Annotated in this window: 12 protein-coding genes and 1 riboswitch; of the genes, 7 read left to right on the top strand and 5 right to left on the bottom strand. The window is 61.1% G+C overall.

Annotated elements, in window-relative coordinates; translation table 11 throughout:
* Positions 1-180: 180 nt before the first annotated feature.
* Both V7714_RS04670 and glyA read right to left on the bottom strand, forming a co-directional pair.
* Positions 181-2,292, bottom strand: coding sequence for an acetyl-CoA hydrolase/transferase C-terminal domain-containing protein (locus V7714_RS04670; protein WP_335708671.1), 2,112 nt, complete (start codon positions 2,290-2,292; stop codon positions 181-183).
* A 106-nt stretch (positions 2,293-2,398) separates the two neighbouring features.
* On the bottom strand, positions 2,399-3,643 hold the full coding sequence (gene glyA, locus V7714_RS04665; protein ID WP_284196322.1) for a serine hydroxymethyltransferase: 1,245 nt from the start codon (positions 3,641-3,643) through the stop codon (positions 2,399-2,401).
* 123 nt (positions 3,644-3,766) lie between these two features.
* On the opposite strand from glyA, the gene V7714_RS04660 reads away from it, so the two are divergent.
* Positions 3,767-4,555, top strand: a complete 789-nt coding sequence (locus tag V7714_RS04660; RefSeq protein WP_335708670.1) for a TFIIB-type zinc ribbon-containing protein — start codon at positions 3,767-3,769, stop codon at positions 4,553-4,555.
* A 90-nt stretch (positions 4,556-4,645) separates the two neighbouring features.
* Here V7714_RS04660 and V7714_RS04655 read toward each other — a convergent pair whose 3' ends face one another.
* Positions 4,646-5,200 (bottom strand): hypoxanthine-guanine phosphoribosyltransferase, encoded by a 555-nt coding sequence (locus tag V7714_RS04655; RefSeq protein ID WP_335708669.1) that lies wholly within the window; start codon positions 5,198-5,200, stop codon positions 4,646-4,648.
* Positions 5,201-5,368: 168 nt separating this feature from the next.
* On the opposite strand from V7714_RS04655, the gene upp reads away from it, so the two are divergent.
* The 3 genes from upp to V7714_RS04640 all read left to right on the top strand — a co-directional run bounded on the left by upp (position 5,369) and on the right by V7714_RS04640 (position 8,048).
* Positions 5,369-6,001 (top strand): uracil phosphoribosyltransferase, encoded by a 633-nt coding sequence (gene upp, locus V7714_RS04650; RefSeq protein WP_284196325.1) that lies wholly within the window; start codon positions 5,369-5,371, stop codon positions 5,999-6,001.
* 16 nt (positions 6,002-6,017) lie between these two features.
* Positions 6,018-7,250: a uracil-xanthine permease family protein gene (locus V7714_RS04645; protein ID WP_335708668.1), complete on the top strand. Its 1,233-nt coding sequence runs from the start codon at positions 6,018-6,020 to the stop codon at positions 7,248-7,250.
* A 36-nt stretch (positions 7,251-7,286) separates the two neighbouring features.
* Positions 7,287-7,467: riboswitch (yybP-ykoY riboswitch) on the top strand.
* A gap of 14 nt (positions 7,468-7,481) precedes the next feature.
* The gene (locus V7714_RS04640; RefSeq protein WP_335708667.1) at positions 7,482-8,048 is read left to right on the top strand and encodes a TMEM165/GDT1 family protein; all 567 of its coding nucleotides are present in this window, start codon (positions 7,482-7,484) and stop codon (positions 8,046-8,048) included.
* A 42-nt stretch (positions 8,049-8,090) separates the two neighbouring features.
* Here the strand turns inward: V7714_RS04640 and cysM are convergent, their stop codons facing one another.
* Together cysM and V7714_RS04630 are read right to left on the bottom strand one after the other, a co-directional pair.
* On the bottom strand, positions 8,091-8,978 hold the full coding sequence (cysM, locus tag V7714_RS04635; RefSeq protein WP_335708666.1) for a cysteine synthase CysM: 888 nt from the start codon (positions 8,976-8,978) through the stop codon (positions 8,091-8,093).
* A gap of 143 nt (positions 8,979-9,121) precedes the next feature.
* The gene (locus V7714_RS04630) at positions 9,122-10,591 is read right to left on the bottom strand and encodes an esterase-like activity of phytase family protein (RefSeq protein WP_335708665.1); all 1,470 of its coding nucleotides are present in this window, start codon (positions 10,589-10,591) and stop codon (positions 9,122-9,124) included.
* Between the two features lie 178 nt (positions 10,592-10,769).
* On the opposite strand from V7714_RS04630, the gene V7714_RS04625 reads away from it, so the two are divergent.
* The 3 genes from V7714_RS04625 to V7714_RS04615 are packed head-to-tail and all read left to right on the top strand — an operon-like array spanning position 10,770 to position 15,144.
* A complete protein-coding gene (locus tag V7714_RS04625; protein ID WP_335708664.1) occupies positions 10,770-11,375 on the top strand; it encodes a hypothetical protein in 606 nt (201 codons plus the stop codon).
* Positions 11,376-11,999 carry a GNAT family N-acetyltransferase gene (locus tag V7714_RS04620; RefSeq protein ID WP_335708663.1) on the top strand — a complete coding sequence of 208 codons (624 nt, stop codon included), beginning with the start codon at positions 11,376-11,378 and terminating at the stop codon, positions 11,997-11,999.
* A complete protein-coding gene (locus tag V7714_RS04615; RefSeq protein WP_335708662.1) occupies positions 11,992-15,144 on the top strand; it encodes a glycosyltransferase in 3,153 nt (1,050 codons plus the stop codon). Before V7714_RS04620 ends, V7714_RS04615 begins: the two co-directional genes overlap by 8 nt.
* Positions 15,145-15,162: the final 18 nt, after the last annotated feature.

The raw sequence follows: 15,162 nt of genomic DNA, 5'->3' as shown, positions 1-15,162 counted from the left end.
GCCTAGCGTGCATGGCAGCACCCGCCAAGGAGCGCTGAAGCACCTATCCCGAAAAGATCAGCACACCCCACGTGGCGTTGGCCGCCATGCGGCTGATCTGAGTACGCACCCAAGCGTCGTTTCAAGGTTTTTCGCCCCGTCGTTCGCGAGGCGAAAAGACCTTGAACTGGCGCTCGCAGCTTACAAATTTCCGACAAACAGTTTGCGCAGCAGCAGATTCTTCAGATCGCTGGCCTCATCCAGCCCCAGGCGAGCCAGCCAGGCCGGCGGTGCCTCTTTGTCGGTGAACAGGCCTTTGAGCGCCGCTGCCACCAGTTCGAGCGGATTTTCACTGGCTTGCCGCATTCTCTGCAGCGCCTCGATGATCGCCAGCTCCTCGGCAGTGAAATCTGTACCAAAAGGAAAGTCCGGCAGGTAGGGCTGCTGCCAGGGCAACAATCCCGCCGCCAGTACCTCGGGCAGGTTTTGACGTACCGTATCCGGCAGCTGATAGGCCTGCTCCAGTTTGCCATTGGCCTTGGCGGTTTCCATCAGCTCGTCCTGGAAGCGGCTGTCTGCTACTGCCAGCAAACGCTTGATCACTTCGGCGTCGGGTTGGCCGCGCAGATCAGCCACGCCATACTCAGTCACCACCATGTCACGTAAATGTCGAGGGATGGTAGTGTGGCCGTAGTTCCAGACAATATTGGAACTCACCTTGCCCCGGCTTTCGCGCGTCGCCCGCAACATCAGGATGGACCGGGCACAAGGCAAGGCATGTGCCATGGCGACAAAGTTGTACTGCCCACCGACACCAGATACCAGCTGACCGTTCTCCAAGCCGTCCGACACCGCTGCCCCCAACAGGGTGACCATCATGGTGGTGTTCATAAAGCAGGCACGCTGCCGCTGCACGCTGGCGAGCGCATGCTGTACATCCAGCTGATTGATGAAGTCGATGCGGTGCATCTCGATACGGTCCAGTTCCTGCTCCGACATCTGCCTTAGCCGCTGATAGAAGTCATTGGGGCCCAGGAAGAAACCGCCGTGCAGGCAGACACCACCGCGCAAGCGCTCACCCAGCAGCGCTCGCTCGATCTGCAGGAAGGCGTCGCCATCATCGAGCCTAGCTGAGAATACCTGGCCCTCGTGGTGCAGTTGCCCATCACGCCATTGCACACCGGGTTTAAAGATGCCGAAGTGGACGAGAAACGCCACCTCATCAGCCGACAGGACATTCCCAATACGACCGGCCTCGTGCAGGCGGCGTAGCGTGTGGCCGCTGACTACCTGGCTGATATGGCCGTGATTGAGCAAACGCTGCAGTACCGCGTCGTCATAGACTTCACGCTTGACCACACCCGCATCAATCAAGCGCAATAGCCCATTGACGAACATCTCCGAACAACCATAGAGCCCCTGCTCGAACTCGCCCAGATGGCGCTCGCCCAACTGTCCACGGCTCAATGTCGCCAGCAAACGTCGGTAGGCATCGTTATGCTGCTCGCGCAGTATCAAAGCCTGGGCAATGGCGTCCCCCAAGGCGCCTATGCCTATCTGCAAAGTGCCGCCATCGCTGATCAGGCTGCTTGCATGCAGGCCTATGGCGTAGTCCTGGGGGCTGACTTTCATATTGGGTGGCGCAAAGAGCGCGTGGGTGCCCACTGCGTCCGTCACCACCATATCGAAAAAGTCCGGCGCCACTGCAGCCTGACGCGGCATGAAAGGCAGGTGCTGGTTCAAGACCGCTACTGTCAGAACCTTGTTTTCTCCCGCCGCCCGCAGACGTTCCAATACTTCGAAGGTCAGATCCGGGTTGCTCGACAACGATAAGCGCATGCCCTCGCCATCGCCTTGCACCGAAACCGCCTGGGCCAGCAGATTGACCCCATGCAGCGCCATGTCCCTCGCCACAAAGGTGTAGTTGGTACAGATATAGCTCTGCTGGGCTTCGGCATTGCCCAGGTAGTCGCCCGTCTTGAGGAAAAACTCCAGCACCTCGACATTGGCCGGCAGCTTGCCCGCCCGCAAATCCAGCACATAGTCCAGATCGGGATAGTCGCCGAAAACCCGCTCAACAAACGGCGCCAAGAAATGCCGCTCTATCTCGCTGCCGCCCACCGGCTTTTGCAGTGACAAGGCCGTGATGATCTTGAGCCGGCGCGCAGGCGTGGCCTTGATACGCTGATAAAGCCGATTGATGAAGGGATTGGGCTTGCCTATGCCCAGGGGTGTCCCCAAGACAATATCCCCTGGCAAGCGCGCCAATACTTCATCTACCGCCGCGTCCATCCTGTCCAGAAACAAGGGCATGGTGCTTCCTGATTATGTGCCTGCCTGCGCAGAGTGCGCGATGGGCAGGTGCTCCAAACGAAAAAGGAGCGCCGAAGCGCTCCTCTCTTTGTACCACCAGCGAGCTTTACTTGCCGTAAACCGGGAAGCGGCTGGTCAGTGCATGCACCTTGGCCTTGACCGCAGCGATATTGGCTTCGTCATTGGGCTTGTCGAGCACATCGGCCACCAAATTGGCCACCATGATCGCCTCTTCTTCCTTGAAACCACGGGTAGTGATGGCCGGCGAGCCGATACGGATGCCCGAAGTGACAAAGGGGCTTTCCGGATCGTTGGGAATCGCGTTCTTGTTGACGGTAATGTGCGCCTGGCCCAGCAAGGCATCGGCCGCCTTGCCAGTCAGGCCCTTGGGCCGCAGATCCACCAGGAACACATGGCTCTCGGTACGGCCAGAGATGATACGCAGGCCACGCTCGGCCAAGGTCTTGGCCATGATGGCGGCGTTCTTCAGCACCTGCTCCTGATAGCTCTTGAACTCCGGCTGCAGGGCTTCCTTGAAAGCCACGGCCTTGCCCGCAATCACATGCATCAGCGGGCCGCCTTGCAGGCTGGGGAACACATTGCTGTTCAGCATCTTCTCGTGTTCTGCCTTGGCCAGGATGATGCCGCCACGGGGGCCACGCAGAGTCTTGTGGGTGGTCGAGGTGACAAAGTCGGCATGCGGCACCGGGTTGGGGTACACGCCTGCGGCAATCAGGCCGGCATAGTGGGCCATGTCCACCATAAAGTAGGCGCCTACCTTCTTGGCGATGGCCGCCATGCGCTCGAAATCGAAGCGCAGGGCATAGGCCGAGGCGCCACCGATGATCAGCTTGGGCTGGGTTTCAACCGCAATCCGCTCCATCTCGTCGTAGTCGATCTCTTCCTTGTCGTTGAGGCCGTAGGGCACGATCTTGAACAACTTGCCCGACAGGTTGGCCGGCGAACCGTGAGTCAGGTGACCGCCGTGGCCCAGGTTCATACCCATGATGGTGTCGCCCGGCTTCAGGATGCTGAAGTACACCGCCTGGTTGGCCTGCGAGCCCGAATGGGGCTGCACGTTGGCATACTCGGCGCCAAACAGCTTCTTGACGCGGTCTATGGCCAGTTGCTCCACCACGTCCACATACTCACAGCCACCGTAGAAGCGCTTACCTGGGTAACCCTCGGCATACTTGTTGGTCAGTTGCGATCCCTGCGCCTCCATCACGGCCGGGCTGGTGTAGTTTTCCGAGGCGATCAGCTCGATGTGCTCGTGCTGGCGAACGACTTCGCTCTCAATGGCGGCAGACAGTTCGGAATCGTATTGGGCGATGGACAGCGGCTTGAACATGGCGGGGCTTCCGTAGGAAGGTGGGGGGAGTAAAGACCGGTATTTTACCATGTCGCACGACATGAACCAGTTGAATGGATTGCATATTCATCGTGCGCCCCATTCATCTTATAAACTAGGCCCATGGAACGCCCCGTCTGCCCCAAGTGCGGCTATGCCCGCCAAGCCACCGATGCGACTACTGGCAACGCCTGTCCGCGCTGCGGTGTGGTCTTCGCCAAGTATGCCCAGTACCTGATCGAACGGCAGGCTGGCCAATTGCCCACACAGCAACAAGCCAGTACCACCGGGGCAGAAGACGAAGGCTGGCGCCACCTGTTGCTGGCGCGATTGTTTCACCGACCAGCGCAGGCGCAACTTTCCGTGCTTATGGGTGAAGCCTTGCTGACCCTGGTCCTGGTGGTCTGGGGCCTTTGGTTCATTGCTGGCGACTGGCGTAACGGCGATGCCGGCAACTCCTTGCTGCACGGCGCCAACCTGGCTTTTCACGAATTCGGGCACCTGCTGTTCCGGCCCCTGGGCGAGTGGATGTTGTTCCTCGGGGGCAGCCTGTTCCAATGCCTGGTGCCCGTGATACTGGGCGGGGCCTTCCTGCTGCGCGAGGGCAAGCCCTATGCTGCCGCAGCCTGCCTGTGGTGGCTGGGCCAGAACTTTGTCGACCTTGCCCCGTATATCGGCGACGCCCGCGCCATGGACCTGCCCCTGATAGGCGAATGGAACGAGGAAATGGTCGAGTTCCGCAGCGAGCGCCACGATTGGCACAACCTGCTGGAACCCTTGGGCCTGTTGGAATGGGACCATGGCCTGGCAGCACTGGCGCACTGGAGCGGCGCATTGCTGATGCTGGCTGCCTGGGCCTGGATGGGCTGGTGGTTGTGGCAATGCGCGCAGTTGCTGCGGGAGTCGCGCTGAGCGCCAGTCATCAACTCAGCGGTGAGGGAGTAGCAGGCGCCACGAAAACCCAGGCGTACTGCCCCCCAACAGCCAAGCTGGCTGAAGTCCCTACAGCCCCTTCACCGCATAGATGCCAAGGGTGTTGCGCCAGAAGCCCTTGTAATCCATGCCGCAGCCAAACAAGAAGCGGTCTTCCACCTCCAGGCCCACGAAATCGGCATGCATGCCAGGGAAGGCCTTGCGGTCATGCGACTTGTTGACGACCACAGCCGTCAGCACTTCGGTCGCCCCCTGCTCGCGGCAGTACTCGATGATGGCTGCCAGGGTATTGCCTTCGTCCAGGATGTCGTCGACGATCAGCACAGTACGGCCCTGCATGTCCTCGGTCGGCTTGACCTTCCAGTTCAGCCGCCCACCTTGGGTCTTGTCGCCATAGCGGGTAGCGTGCAAATAGCTCACCTCCAGCGGAAAACGCAGGCGCGGCAACAACTGGCCAGCGGCAATGATGCCGCCGTTGAGCACCACGTAGACCAAGGGATTGGCGTGCTTGAGCACCTCAGTCACGTCTGCTGCCATACGATCCAGCGCAGCGCTCACCTCGGCATCGCTATGCAGGCAATCGGCCTCGGCCATCACATTGATGATTTCATCTTTCATGTTCATGTCCATCTCCTGCACCCTACCCAAAGCTTGAAAAGGCGCGAAGGGTAGCGATGAAACTGCTTTACTTCAAGGGCTTGCAGACAGCATAGACGAAACCACCGTGCAATCACCCTGCCTATCGTCTAAGCTCCGCGCCGTTATTTGCCTTGCACAAGGGGGAGTTACACCATGGCCGTACATGAGATTCGCCATCCGCTGGTTCGCCACAAGATAGGCTTGGCGCGCGAAGCCGATATGAGCACCAAGAAGTTCCGCGAGCTGACAGCCGAGATAGGCCGCCTGCTGGCTTACGAGGCCTGCCAGGACTTCCCGCTGGAAAAAGTCATGCTGGACGGCTGGTGCGGCCCAGTGGAAGTGGAGCGCATCAAAGGCAAGAAAGTCACCGTGGTGCCGATACTGCGGGCCGGCATAGGCATGCTGGACGGCGTACTGGACATGGTACCCAACGCCAAGATCAGCGTGGTGGGCTTGGCGCGCAATGAGGAAACCCTGCAGCCCGTGCCCTATTTCGAGAAGTTCGTCGGCGATCTGGCCGAGCGCACCGCACTGATCATCGACCCCATGCTGGCGACAGGCGGTTCCATGGTGGCCACGGTAGAGATGCTCAAGCGCAACGGCTGCAGCCACATCAAGGCCCTGGTCCTGGTCGCCGCGCCGGAGGGCATCAAGTTGATGACGGAAAAACACCCGGACGTGGACATCTACACCGCCGCCATAGACAGCCACCTGAATGAACACGGCTACATCATTCCTGGCCTGGGCGACGCTGGCGACAAGATATTCGGCACCAAGCACGGCTAACTACCTAGGGGAGACGATGAACGATACGCTCAAGACCGCCATAGGCGGCGCGCAGATACTCTTTGTGGCATTTGGCGCCACCGTGCTGGTGCCGCTGCTGACCGGGCTCAATCCCAGCCTGGCCCTGCTGGGTGCGGGTATCGGCACACTGATATTCCAGTTGGTCACCCGCCGTGAAGTACCCATCTACCTGGGCTCGAGCTTTGCCTTTATCGCCCCCATTACCTATTCGGTACAGACCTGGGGCATGCCCGCCACGCTGGGTGCGCTGGCAGCCGCCAGCTTCTTCTACTATGTCGCCGCCGGGCTGGTGAAATGGCGAGGGGTGGAATTCATCCATCGCATCCTGCCGCCCGTAGTGATCGGCCCGGTGGTCATGGTTATCGGCCTGGGTCTCGCTCCAGTCGCCGTCGGCATGGCCAGCGGCAAGGCGGGTGCCAACCAGGTAGTGCCCTATGCCACCGCGATCAGCCTGGCCGCCATTGCTCTGTTCACTACCATGCTGGTGGCCATCAAGGCGCGTGGCATCATGAAGCTGGTCCCCATTCTGGCTGGCGTAGCAGCAGGCTACATCGCAGCGCTATTCATTGGCGCGGTCAATTTTCAGCCCGTCATCGACGCCCCCTGGTTCGCCCTGCCCCAGTTTGGCAAGCCGGAGTTCAACCTGGCCGCCATCCTGTTCATGATACCGGTAGCCATCGCCCCCATCGTCGAGCATGTGGGCGGCATCCTGGCCATCGGTTCAGTGACCGGCAAGGATTTTACCGAGCGCCCCGGCCTGCATCGCACCTTGCTGGGCGACGGCCTGGCCGTCAACGTGGTGGGCCTGTTCGGCGGCCCGCCAGTGACCACCTACGGCGAAGTCACCGGTGCCGTCATGCTCACCCGCAACTTCAACCCGGTCGTCATGACCTGGGCAGCCTGCTTTGCCATTCTGCTGGCCTTTGTGGCCAAATTCGGCGCCTTCCTCAACACCATACCCCTGCCTGTCATGGGTGGCATCATGCTGCTGCTGTTTGGCTCCATTGCCAGCATCGGCCTCAAGACCATGATGGAAGGCAAGGTCGATCTGGGGGATCCGCGCAATCTCTGCATCATCTCTGTCGTACTGGTCACCGGCATAGGCGGGCTGGCAGTCAATTTCAGCGACAGCTTTGGCCTCTCGGGCGTAAGTCTGTGCGGCATCTTGGCGATATTGCTGAACCTGTTGCTGCCCAAGGCCGCCGTACACCGCCCAGAGCAAGTGTAATGAAGCGATGACTTGAGCCAGGGCTGCGGTTATAATCGTCCCGTCTTTGGGGAGTAGCCGTTCCGCCGCCCTGGCGGAAGCCCACGTCAACATACTTGGCACGCATGGCCATGGCGTAGGCAAGGGGGTCGCCCGATCCCACCTGGCAAGACCACAGACGCATCCGACCGGCAAGGGGCCGCGGCGGCATGCGTCTATGGTTTTTGTTGCCGGCCCCAGAGAAAATCAATCATGGAAGCTTTCCTCGTCTCGACCGGCATTGTTGCGTTGGCCGAAATTGGCGACAAAACCCAGCTCCTGGCCTTGCTGCTGGCGGCCAAGTTTCGCAAGCCCATCCCCATCGTACTCGGCATACTGGCCGCCACCCTGGTCAACCACGCGCTGGCCGGTGCTGTGGGCAGTTGGTTGATGGCACTGATCGGCCCCACTACCATGCGCTGGATACTGGGCATCTCGTTCATCGCCATGGCCGGCTGGATGCTGATACCGGACAAGCTCGACGACGACACCCGCCTCAACGAGCGCCTTGGGGTGTTCGGCACCACCCTGATCGCGTTCTTTCTGGCCGAGATGGGCGACAAGACCCAGGTGGCCACGGTGGCGCTGGCTGCACGCTTTAGCGACTATTGGTGGGTGATTGCCGGTACTACCGTCGGTATGATGCTGGCCAATGCGCCCGTGGTCTGGCTGGGCGACAAAGCGGCAAAAGCGCTGCCGGTTGCCCTGGTACACAAGGTTGCCGCAGGGATATTTGCCGTCTTGGGCCTGCTGGCTCTGGCTGGCATCGGCCTGGCCTGACAGAGCGAGGGGCGACAGCCCCTCCCTCCCCCAGCCAGGAACTCAGGCGGGAAACACCCCAGTAGACAGGTAACGATCACCCCGGTCGCAGACTATGCTGACGATGGTGGCGTTCTCCAGCTCTGCCGACAGCTTGAGCGCCGCCGCCATGGCCCCGCCAGAACTGATACCGGCGAAGATACCCTCCTCTGCCGCCAGCCTTAGGGTCATGGCCTCGGCTTCCTGCTGGGTAACTTCCATGATGCGATCTATCTTGGAAAAGTCGCAGATACCCGGCACATACTCGGCCGGCCACTTGCGTATGCCCGGTATCTGAGCACCATCCACTGGCTGCACACCGATGATCTGCACGGCGGGATTCTGCTCGCGCAAGTAGCGCCCCGTGCCCATGATGGTGCCCGTTGTCCCCATGCTGGAGACAAAATGGGTAATGCGGCCCTGTGTGTCGCGCCATATCTCGGGACCGGTGCCCTCATAATGGGCCAGCGGGTTGTCGGGGTTGCCGAACTGGTCGAGTATGATGCCCTCGCCCGCGTCCCGCATCTGCTCCGCCAGATCGCGTGCCCCCTCCATGCCTTGCTTCTGGGTCACCAGCACGATCTCGGCGCCAAAGGCCTTCATGGTCTGGCGCCGTTCTATGCTGAGGTGCTCCGGCATGATCAGCCGCATCCGGTACCCCATCATGGCCGCCGCCATGGCCAGGGCAATGCCGGTGTTACCGCTGGTGGCCTCGATCAAGGTATCGCCGGGCTGGATATCACCGCGCGCCTGTGCCCGCCGTATCATCGACAGCGCCGGCCTGTCCTTGACTGAGCCGGCAGGGTTATTGCCTTCCAGCTTGGCCAGTACCACGTTGCTGCTTGTGCCCGGCAAGCGCTTGAGCCTGACCAGGGGGGTATTGCCGACAAAGTCTTCCAGTGTTGGGTACATGCTTACACTCCAGAGTATCGCGCATTGTACCCAGGCAGCCACCCCGGCCATAAAGCCGCATTGGCTATTTCTATATGCGACGCCACGGATGCCATAAAAAAGCCCCGTTTGCACGGGGCTAATCTACGGCGGAGAGGCAATGATTATTTGGGGAAGTAGTCCTTCAAGGGCTTCTTCAGATGCAGTACCCAAAACTGGGTGTCGCGCTCGTCACCCTGCGCAACGCGGTAGCTGGCCTCCACCGCATTGCCCTTGGCATCCGCCAGCTTGCCATCGGTGTCCACCAGGTAGGCCTCCGGGTCACGTTCGGCAGCGGCAACATCGCCCTTCAGGCCAAAATCGTTGTCATTGATCACCGCCAGCTCACTGGCATCGGCAAACTTGCCCAGCTCTCCCACCACCGCCAGGCCTTCGGCCTTCTCAGCATTCCAGCCCAGTTCGCGCAGGTCGAACAGGCGGGTCTTGCTGATCATCTTCAAGCTGCTGCTGGCACTGGCCGACACGATATTGCCACTGCCTGTCACCTCGCCCCCCGCCTGGAACTGGCTGAGAGTCTTAGCGTCGGCATACTCAAGCGCCTTACCGTCGGCCAAGGTCAGGCCGGTCAGGTCCTGCGCGCCCTTGATGTCTATCAGGTAGACCACATTGCGCATGGTCTTATTCTTGTCCTTACCCTGCTCAATCAAGAGGAAGCGGGTATCGTCTATGGCCACCAGGTCGCCTATCTTGGCATCGCCACTCTTCTTGTACTCGCTCACATCGTGGGGGTAGGCAAACATCTGTGTGCTGTTGGTCTTGGGGTCCAGCACGACAAGGCGCAGGAACTGCGCGCTGCCCCGGGTCTCTTTCTTGATATCCAGCGTGCTTTGCACAATGGCTGCCACCTTGCCGGACGGGGTCACGGCCACCCCCTCAAAGCCACGATTGGGCTGGCGCTCGCCCAATATCTCGGGCAGGCCTGCACCAGGCATGTATTGCTGCATGAATTCGCCGGTCTTGGCGTCAACCTGGGCCAGGAAAGGGCCATATTCATCGACTATCCACAGATTGCCCTGCTTGTCGAAATCGATGCCTTCAGGGTCCATGCCGAAATCGTCATACTTGAGCGGCTTCAGCTCATCAGACAGTGGCACCTCTTTGGACGAGCCGCTGTTCTCCGGCGCGATGGGGCGACCACTGATGGCCTTGCCATCCTGCTTCAGTGGCATAGTGCTGACGACCCGGGCACCTTCGGCCAGTTGCACATTGATGGTGGCGATGCGCGGCGAGAAATCGGGTGCCAGGAATACCTTGGACGGCGCAGCCTTCTCACCTGCCTTGACCTTGGGCGAATCACCATTGGGGCCGCGATCGGTCAGCGCCCAGAAGCTCAGGGAGGCATCCTTCTCGTAACCCTTGAACCGCAGACCCGAGCCCACAGCCAGGTGCAGCCCCTGCGGAAACTCGGCCTTGAACTTGCCACCATAGGGGATGTAGTCGGCTGCCGGCACCTGCAAGGCATAGCGCTCCACCGTGCTCACCACCTCGTGTTCGACCGGATTGATCTCGACAGTTTGAGCCTGGGCGGCAACAGTAAAGAGCGATGCCACGGCGGCGGCTAGACGGGCTTGCATGGTGAATTCCCTGTTTACATGGTGAATAGAGTCAGGCGCTACGCTACCCGCACAAGATGACAGCAGTACGACAAGGCATTATGGCGACGGAAGGCTTTGACCGGCTGGCCCGCATCATCTATCCCAAATAACACGCCTGCGAATGCGCTGGCGGCCACCCAGCCAACCGGAGTACATCATGAAGAAGCGCTTTGCGACGTTCCTGATCTCGGGCAAGGCCGCCACCTTGCCCATGCTGCTGCAAGAAGCCATGGCCAGCAACGGCCCGGTCACCCCCAGCTACACCGATATTACGACCGGTGTACTCACCTTGGTGGAATTACCCCAGGCCGGCAAGTTCCAGCTGGAATCAACCGCCTATGGCGTTGTACCCACTATTTGCGTCAATGCGGGTGCCACCGCCATGTCCACCGTGGTGACGGGGGTACAGCGCGGCGACCAGGTATTCATTGCGGCCTCCAGCGACAAGGACGACCCGGCCTTCCTGGCACTGAACAGCCAGCTCCGCGTGGGTCAGCAGAACTTCACCCTGTTGGCACAGTTCCGCCACGATGGTACCGATCTGGCAGCGCCAGTGGGTGCCACCACCTCCACCTCCACGGCCAGCATCACCTTCTCCATCAACCTGACGGAATTGGCCAGCCGTGGCCTGGTAGGGATCAAGGGCACGAAGTTCTATCTGCAGGCCATGATCTGGCCCAAATCGGCAGACGGCTCGGACTGGAACCAGTTCCGCTATTCAGAACTGGATGAAATCACGGTGGACAGCTGCACAGCACCCTAATTGCCTACCGCCGCACTGCTACCTGACGGCCTGCCCCTTTACCAGGGCAGGCATGCGCGTCTGCGCCGCGTAGGCGCGGCCGACCTCGCGCTGCTGCAACAAGCCATGTCCCTGCCTGGCTTCTGCCACTATCAACCGCAGTGCCAGACGCTCTACCCCGACCTTGCCAGCCGCCTGGCCCGCTTCGAATGGCTGAACCGGGTCGACCCACCGATAGAGATGGACATTCTCATTGAGTCGGCCATCACCACCGAACCCATAGGCCTGATGAGCCTGTCGGCCATCGACATGCTCAATGGCAAGGCGGAATTCGCCATCTATATGCATCGCACCGGCCGGGCCTTCTGGGAGGCCTGGCACTACGCCATGCACACCGCTTTCCATCACCTGGGCCTGTACAAGCTGATCTTCCTGGTTTCGGCCGAGAACACCCGGGTATTGGCACTACTGGATAGACTGGCGCTACGGCAAGAGGGCGTGCTACAGGCAGAAATCACGACGCTGGCAGGCAAGCGGCTGGATCTGCACCGCTATGCCATCGATGCCAGCGAATGGCCGGCCAGCAGGCTGCACACACATCTGCAGCGATTGGCACCACTGAGCGAGATACCCAGCCATGGCTGATCGCATCCTGGTCTTTGCGCCCCACCCCGACGACGAAATACTGGGCTGCGGTGGCCTGCTGGCAGAAGCCGTGCGCAAGGGCAGCAAGATAAGGGTCATCGTACTGAGCGATGGCGAAGCCGGCTTGCCGCCCAAAGGCGAGCACCATGACAGACTGGCTGAATGCCGTGCCGGTCTCGCCCTGCTGGGGGTAGACGACATTGTTTTCTGGCATTACCCGGATGGCGCCATACCGATATCTGGCCCCATACAGGCGGCCTATTGCGATGCAGTACAGGTTTTCCGACCCCACAGGCTATTGTTGCCTGCACCATCGGAGCAGCACGAGGATCACCGCCGCTGCAGCCGAGGCCTGTTGGCAGCGCTGACGGGCCACTGGCGAGGTGAGCTGTGGTTTTACGAAACCATACAGGCCAACCCCAGCATCAACCGCCTGCTGGTGCTTGATGATATGAACAGCAAGCTGGCCGCACTGCGCAGCCATGCCTCACAGCTGTGCCAGTACGACTACCTCCGGCATGCAGAGAGCCTGGCCAGCCTGCGCGGCCTGGCAGCAGGCGCAGCTCATGCCGAAGCTTTCCTGCAATACGACTGGGATGGCACGCCCCAACGCTTCTTCGAACACCCCCCCCTGCTGTCGGTCATTATCCGCGCCAGCCGCAATGCGCTATTGCAACATGCGCTCAGCAGCCTGCAGCGACAACGCTATCCCATGCTGGAGGTCGTACTGGTCTGGTTTGGTGACGACGAACCGGCACTGGCCGCCTTCCAGACGCTGGAGCTACGCATCGTTTCCGGTGCAAGCAATCGCAGTGACAACCTCAACCTGGGCATCGCCGCAGCCCAAGGGGATTACCTGGCCATACTCGACGAGGATGACGTGGTCTATCCCGACCATTACACCCAGTTGATCGCCGAATTGCAGCAGGATAGCCAGGTCGATGCCGCCTACGCCGGCTGCCAGTTGCGCCCCTGCGTGCTGCAGGGCGACACGCTGCAGACTGGCCATGTGGTGGCTACCTTGAACCGCCCCTTCAATGCCGCACGGCTGCTCGTCGGCAACTATATCCCCATCCACGCCCTGGTCTGGCGCTCGTCCCTGCTCAAGTCCCAGCGCTTCGACAGCGAACTGGGGGCCTACGAGGATTGGGACTTGCTCAGCCGGCTGGTACTGGCAGGGAGGCGCTTTACCCACCTGGATAGCATCAGCTGCGAGTACCGCCTGCTGGGTGATAGCCTGGAAAGCGACCAACGAAGCAACCACCAGGCCAAGGGCTACCAACCCTGGCAAGCCGTGGTGCAAGCCCGGATAGCCAGCCAGCTGGGTGGGCCGCAACTGGCAGCCATCGCCAGCCTGGTCGATGGCCTGGAACAGCAGCACGATGGCAAGGACGCGGCCCTGGCCAAAGCAAGGCATGAGCAGCAACAGCTCGCCACCGCACTGGAGAAAAACCGCGAGGCACAGTCTTGGCAGACCCGCACCCAGGCTGCGCTGGGCCTGCCAACCGGCACGACGGAGAGCGCCGCCCGCCTGGCCGGCTTGGCGATGACCCAAGGCAGGCCACGCTTCTCCATCATCCTGCCGGTCTACAACACAGCAGCAGCCATCCTGACCCAAACGCTGGCCAGCGTAGTGAACCAGCACCTGGCCGACTGGGAGCTGTGCCTGATCGACGATGGCTCCAGCCTGGCCGAGACGCTGGCCGTGCTGGACGATTTTGCACGTGATCAGGCAGGCAACCCCAGGGTACGCTGCCACAGGCGGCGTGAGCAGGGCGGCATTGTGGCGGCCAGCAACGAAGGCATACAGATGGCCTTGGGCGAGTGGCTGGTGCCGCTGGATCATGATGACCTGCTCTACCCGGAAGCCCTGCTGGAGGTCGCGCTGCTGCTAGAGGCACAGCCCGACCTGCAACTGATCTATAGCGACAGCCAGACCATAGACGAGTCTGGCCGCGCCTTGCAGGTCTTCCGCAAGCCAGATTGGTCGCCAGAGTTGCTGCATTCGATCAATTACCCTAATCACCTGACGCTATACCGCCGTGAGCAGGTGCTGGCGCTGGGGGGTTACAGGCAGGCCAGCCACGGAGCGCAGGATTACGACCTGCTGCTGCGTGCCAGTTCGGCGCTGGCGGTAGACCAGATAGCCCACCTGCCCAAGGTCTTGTACGACTGGCGCGCACTAGCAGGCTCGCTTGCCCACAGCCGCGCGGCCAAGCCCTGGGCACACGATGCTGCGCTGGCCGCCGTGCAGGAAAACCTGGCACGGCTGGGCATAGGCGATGCCCAGGTCGGCTGGGACGAAAGCTACCCTGGCATATTGGCCGATTGGCCGGCCAGCGGCGAGCTGGTACATGTGATCATCCCCACACATAGCAATATGGGCGGTTTGCAAGCCTGCGTGGCGGGCTTGCTCCAGGCGACAGACTACCCGCAGTTGCGTATCACCATTGTTGCCAACCGCTGTACCGAGGCCATGTTGGCCGCCGTCGAGGCGCTGGCCGCCGGCGATGCCCGTATCAGTTGGGAGCGTGACGACAGCCCGTTCAACTGGGCAGCCATCAATCAGCGTGTTGCCGAGCGCAGCCAAGCGCCCCTGCTGCTGTTCCTGAACGACGATGTCACCGTGCAGCACCCCGAATGGCTGCAACGCATGGCACGCTTCATGCGCCTGCCCGGTGTAGGCGTGGTAGGGGCGACACTGTTCTTCCCCGATGGCAGCTTGCAGCACAACGGCATAGAAACCGACCCACAATGGATTGCCGCCGAGCTACGCAGTTGGGGCGAACGCTACGAGTGCCTGCTCAACCGCAATGTATCGGCCGCCACCGGCGCCTGCCTGCTGGTCAGGCGCGATGCCCTGCTCGCTGCCGGTGGCTTCGATTGCCGCTTTGCCGTCAATTACAACGATGTGGATTTCTGCCTGGCCGTACGGCAGGCCGGCTGGCGCATTGTCCAGGCCGTGGACGCCCGCCTCACTCACGATGCCTCCACCACCCGTGGCAGCACAGCAAACGACGACCCTATATGGCAAGCCGAAGCGGCGCTGATGCGCGAAAAATGGGGAACCCAATTGCGTGAACGCTATCGTTCACGCTACCAGGTCTATCTGCAAGGCAGCAGGGTATTGCATGTCAACGTCTAGCGCCTTTGATCAAGCTGC

The sequence above is a fragment of the Chitinimonas sp. JJ19 genome, from assembly GCF_036961565.1.
Taxonomy (GTDB): Bacteria; Pseudomonadota; Gammaproteobacteria; order Burkholderiales; family Chitinimonadaceae; genus Chitinimonas.
The sequence above is the reverse complement of the archived record's forward strand: the minus strand, read 5'-3'. Positions and strand labels throughout refer to the sequence as shown.

What these genes read in the sequence shown, in the direction of transcription:
- V7714_RS04670 (WP_335708671.1), bottom strand. Translation starts at nt 2,292, where the DNA reads ATGCCCTTGTTTCTGGACAGGATGGACGCGGCGGTAGATGAAGTATTG.
- glyA (WP_284196322.1), bottom strand. Translation starts at nt 3,643, where the DNA reads ATGTTCAAGCCGCTGTCCATCGCCCAATACGATTCCGAACTGTCTGCC.
- V7714_RS04660 (WP_335708670.1), top strand. Translation starts at nt 3,767, where the DNA reads ATGGAACGCCCCGTCTGCCCCAAGTGCGGCTATGCCCGCCAAGCCACC.
- V7714_RS04655 (WP_335708669.1), bottom strand. Translation starts at nt 5,200, where the DNA reads ATGAACATGAAAGATGAAATCATCAATGTGATGGCCGAGGCCGATTGC.
- upp (WP_284196325.1), top strand. Translation starts at nt 5,369, where the DNA reads ATGGCCGTACATGAGATTCGCCATCCGCTGGTTCGCCACAAGATAGGC.
- V7714_RS04645 (WP_335708668.1), top strand. Translation starts at nt 6,018, where the DNA reads ATGAACGATACGCTCAAGACCGCCATAGGCGGCGCGCAGATACTCTTT.
- V7714_RS04640 (WP_335708667.1), top strand. Translation starts at nt 7,482, where the DNA reads ATGGAAGCTTTCCTCGTCTCGACCGGCATTGTTGCGTTGGCCGAAATT.
- cysM (WP_335708666.1), bottom strand. Translation starts at nt 8,978, where the DNA reads ATGTACCCAACACTGGAAGACTTTGTCGGCAATACCCCCCTGGTCAGG.
- V7714_RS04630 (WP_335708665.1), bottom strand. Translation starts at nt 10,591, where the DNA reads ATGCAAGCCCGTCTAGCCGCCGCCGTGGCATCGCTCTTTACTGTTGCC.
- V7714_RS04625 (WP_335708664.1), top strand. Translation starts at nt 10,770, where the DNA reads ATGAAGAAGCGCTTTGCGACGTTCCTGATCTCGGGCAAGGCCGCCACC.
- V7714_RS04615 (WP_335708662.1), top strand. Translation starts at nt 11,992, where the DNA reads ATGGCTGATCGCATCCTGGTCTTTGCGCCCCACCCCGACGACGAAATA.